Source organism: Achromobacter agilis (genome assembly GCF_900496965.1).
In the GTDB taxonomy this organism is placed as follows: domain Bacteria; phylum Pseudomonadota; class Gammaproteobacteria; order Burkholderiales; family Burkholderiaceae_B; genus Achromobacter; species Achromobacter agilis.
Genome location: NZ_UFQB01000060.1, coordinates 1 through 869 on the forward strand (window position 1 = coordinate 1; position 869 = coordinate 869).

Consider the following 869-nt stretch of genomic DNA (forward strand, 5'->3'; position numbering starts at 1 on the left):
ACCGACCCGGACAAGCTGGTCGAGATCATCGCGGGGCTGGAGGCCACCTTCGGCGGCATCAACCTCGAAGACATCAAGGCGCCGGAGTGCTTCATCGTCGAGCGCAAGCTGCGCGACCGGATGAAGATTCCCGTCTTCCACGACGACCAGCACGGCACGGCGATCACGGTGTCGGCCGCCTTCATCAACGGCCTGAAGGTGGTGGGCAAGGACATCAAGAAGGTCAAGGTGGTGACTTCCGGCGCCGGCGCGGCCGCGCTGGCCTGCCTGGACCTGATGGTGGACCTGGGGCTGCCGCTGGAGAATGTCTGGGTCACCGACATCGAAGGGGTGGTCTACGAAGGCCGCACGGTGCTGATGGATCCGGACAAGGCGCGCTTTGCGCAGAAGACGGAGGCGCGCAAGCTGGCCGAGGTGATCCAGGACGCCGACGTGTTCCTGGGGCTGTCGGCCGGCGGCGTGCTCAAGCCGGAGATGGTGGCGTCGATGGGCCCGCGCCCGCTGATCCTGGCGCTGGCCAACCCGACGCCCGAGATTCTGCCGGAAGTGGCGCACGGGGTGCGCGACGACGTGGTGATGGCCACGGGCCGTTCGGACTACCCGAACCAGGTCAACAACGTGCTGTGCTTCCCGTACATTTTCCGCGGCGCGCTGGACGTGGGCGCCACGACGATCACCCGCGAGATGGAAAAGGCGGCGGTCTACGCCATTGCGGAGCTGGCCGAGGAAGAGCAGAACGAGGTCGTGGCGGCCGCTTATGGCACGTACGACATTTCCTTCGGCCCCGAATACCTGATTCCCAAGCCGTTCGACCCGCGCCTGATCGTGCGCATCGCGCCGGCGGTGGCCAAGGCGGCGATGGAAGGCGG

Annotated in this window: 1 protein-coding gene; it reads left to right on the forward strand. The window is 66.7% G+C overall.

What is annotated here, in order from left to right:
* Positions 1 to 869: malic enzyme-like NAD(P)-binding protein (locus AGI3411_RS30020; RefSeq protein WP_279638366.1), on the forward strand; the 869-nt coding region annotated here is incomplete at both ends.